The sequence below is a fragment of the Streptococcus sp. GMD4S genome (assembly GCF_000296955.1).
On sequence record NZ_AJRE01000145.1, the window covers coordinates 1 to 2,557 of the forward strand.

Below are 2,557 nucleotides of genomic sequence, written 5' to 3' on the forward strand. Positions count from 1 at the left end.
CCTTTGTTTGGACAGCTGGGCACAGTTTCTGCTCCTGAGCGCTTGCAAATCAGACCCTTTTCACCAATCTTTTACTTTGATAGGGAGGATGACGGCCGCATCCGCTTGAATATTCAGTTTGACTATGGAGATGTTAAGGTAACTAGTCGTCAACAGCTGGAACAATTACCATTTTCAAGCGATGCCGTCTTGGAAAACCAGCTATTTCAAGTCTGTTTAGGGGCTGGTTTTGAGGCTGATTTTCAGTCTTGGAGACAGGCTTTGAAGCCAGAAGTGGTTTATTCTTTCTTTCACCATACGATTCCAGCTTTTGAGAAGTTGGGTCAGGTTTTCTTGTCTGATGAGATGAATCAGCTCTACAGCGTCCAAGCTCCTCAGGTTCAGATTGAGTCCAAGGGAGGACTGTTGGAAATTCAATTTGATTTCCAAGGGATTGCCCAAGAAGAGATTGATCAAGCTCTTAAAGCCCTGACCAGCAATCAGGATTTCTATATCAGCTCTTCTGATCAAGTGTACTTTTTTGATGAGGAAACCAAGCAGATTCGTCAAAATTTGCAGGAACTGGGGGTTGAGCTAAAAGATGGTTCTTTCCAAGCGCGAAAATCTCTGGCTTATAGCCTTTCTCAGCTTTTTGAAGGTCGAAACAGGATCTCTTTCTCGGAAGAATTTCAGCATTTAGCTCATGATTTGACTCATCCAGAGGATTTTCCTTTGGGAGATATACGGGTGCAGGCGAGTTTGAGAGACTATCAGGAAAAGAGTGTTCGTTGGCTCCAGATGCTTCATCACTATGGCTTTGGTGGCATCCTAGCCGATGATATGGGACTGGGAAAAACACTGCAAACTATTGCTTTTTTGACTAGTCAGGTGACAGAAGATGGTCGGGTCTTGATTTTGGCTCCGTCAGGTTTGATCTACAATTGGGCAGATGAATTTAGGAAATTTGCCCCACAGTTGGATTTGGCTGTCGTTCATGGTTTGAAAGCGAATCGAGAAGCAATTCTTTCTGAAAATCACCAAATCTATGTGACTAGCTATGCCACCTTTCGTCAAGACAGCGAGCTTTATCAAGAGATGGCTTTTGATTTTCTCTTCTTAGATGAAGCTCAGGTCATGAAAAATGCCCAAACCAAGATTGCTCAGAGTTTGCGCCAGTTTGTGGTGCCAGCAGTTTTTGCTTTGTCAGGTACACCCATCGAAAATCATTTAGGAGAGTTGTGGTCTATCTTCCAAATTGTGCTTCCGGGGCTCTTACCAAGTAAAAAGGAGTTTATGAAATTACCGGCTGACCGAGTCGCGCAGTTTATCAAGCCTTTCGTCATGAGGCGTAAGAAAGAAGAAGTTCTTACAGAACTACCTGACCTGATCGAAGTCGTCTATAAAAATGAACTGGAAGACCAACAGAAGGCCATCTATCTCGCCCAGTTGCAACAGATGCGAGACCGCCTAGCGCAAGTGACCGATCAAGAATTCCAGAGAAGCCGGGTAGAAATTTTATCTGGCCTCATGCGATTGCGCCAGATCTGCGATACGCCAGCCCTCTTCATGGACGATTACCAGGGAGCCAGTGGTAAACTCGATAGTCTCCGAGATTTATTGCTACAAGTGGCTGATGGTGGGCATCGGGTCTTGATTTTCTCCCAGTTCAAAGGAATGTTGGAAAAAATCGAGCAAGAACTCCCAGACTTGGGCTTGACTTCCTTCAAAATCACAGGTTCAACTCCAGCTCAAGACAGACAGGAGATGACCAAGGCCTTTAACCAAGGGGAGAGAGATGCCTTTCTCATCTCCCTTAAGGCGGGTGGTGTTGGTCTCAATCTAACGGGTGCTGATACCGTCATCCTAGTGGACCTCTGGTGGAATCCTGCGGTTGAAGCCCAAGCTATCGGACGTGCCCATCGTATGGGACAGGAGCAGAAGGTAGAGGTTTATCGCTTGATTACGAAAGGAACCATTGAAGAAAAAATTCAAGAACTTCAAGAACAGAAAAAGCATTTGGTTTCCCAAGTTTTAGATGGTACAGAGTCGCGTGCGAGCCTCAGTCTGGCAGAAATTCGTGAAATTTTGGGAATTTCTGAAGCCAGCACTTGAAAAATCAAGACAATACGCTATAATGAAGTGTTGAAAGGAAATACAAAATGAAACAAGATCGATTTCCATTGGTGTCAGATGATGAAATCATGCTGACCAAAATGCCAGTCATGGACTTGTACGATGAGTCAGACTTTATTAGCAATATCAAAGGTGATTACCGCGATAAGAACTATTTGGAATGGTCTCCTATCAATGAAGAAGAAACCGTAGTTTCTTCAGTGGTTAATAAGGAGTCAAAACCGAGCTCAGAACCCAAAAAAGTTGAAAAAACCTATGCTGAATTGGCTCGAGAAGAGGCGCGTGCGGACTTGAAAAAGAAACGTTCAGCCAAGTATTTGACTCAGGATGTTAGTCATACTAGACGACACAATGGTTCAACACTTGTTCGTCAAGGAAACCAACCAACAGCACCATTTCAAAAGGAAAATCCAGGTGAGTTTGCCAAATTTAGCAAAAACTTGAG

Annotated in this window: 2 protein-coding genes; both read left to right on the plus strand. The window is 44.1% G+C overall.

Annotated features, from left to right (window positions below; all coding sequences use genetic code 11):
• Window positions 1-2,091, plus strand: a 2,091-nt coding sequence (locus GMD4S_RS07915; RefSeq protein ID WP_000297759.1) for a DEAD/DEAH box helicase, incomplete at its 5' end; no start/stop codon positions are given.
• A 47-nt stretch (window positions 2,092-2,138) separates the two neighbouring features.
• Window positions 2,139-2,557: hypothetical protein (locus GMD4S_RS07920; RefSeq protein WP_000806749.1), on the plus strand; the 419-nt coding region annotated here is incomplete at its 3' end.